The 571-nt window shown below is 39.1% G+C and carries 1 protein-coding gene; it reads right to left on the bottom strand.

Annotation, left to right across the window (positions count from 1 at the left end; genetic code table 11):
• Positions 1 to 98: 98 nt before the first annotated feature.
• Entirely contained in the window at positions 99 to 479 is a 381-nt protein-coding gene (locus tag AB4486_RS27245; RefSeq protein WP_102398006.1) for a DoxX family protein, read from the bottom strand.
• Positions 480 to 571 lie beyond the last annotated feature (92 nt).

Genomic DNA, 571 nt, shown 5'->3' with positions numbered 1-571 from the left:
GTGCCTTCCGAGTTCTAAACCGTTTCCATTTGGTAGGGCTTCGTGCCCTACTCTTATTTCCTTTGCCTCTCATAGCTATCGCTACATGTCGAATAAACTTAGTACGATGCAATAACCAAGAAGCCAGAACCCAACAGAGTCACTATCGCGGGAATACCATCCTTCCACGTATCGAATCTCAAATGAAAGTAAATCGCCCCTAGTGAAGTACTCGCTAATATCAAACCTCCCATCAGTTGCGTATGTTCAGGTGCTAAACCAACCAAAGCACAGAGCAACAATACAGCTCCAGTAAACTCAACCATGCCAACTAGAAACATAATCACTCGATTTAACCCATAGCTTTTAAAAAAACCAAGTTGGATTTCGAACACTTTACGCTGCCAAGCAAGTGTCTTGATTGAGCTTGCCAATAAAAAGAACACCACCAGTAATACACTCACCACTGAAATCATATTGTCACCTTTCTTAAGAGTTATTAACGTCAATGGGATTATTTAATCATTCATAAATCGAACGATAAATGCTAATTTTATGATAGTTAAGATTCCAATTTGGAATGATTAAGTTT

Source organism: Vibrio sp. 10N.222.55.C6 (genome assembly GCF_041473395.1).
GTDB lineage: Bacteria > Pseudomonadota > Gammaproteobacteria > Enterobacterales > Vibrionaceae > Vibrio > Vibrio crassostreae_C.
The sequence above is the reverse complement of the archived record's forward strand: the minus strand, read 5'-3'. Positions and strand labels throughout refer to the sequence as shown.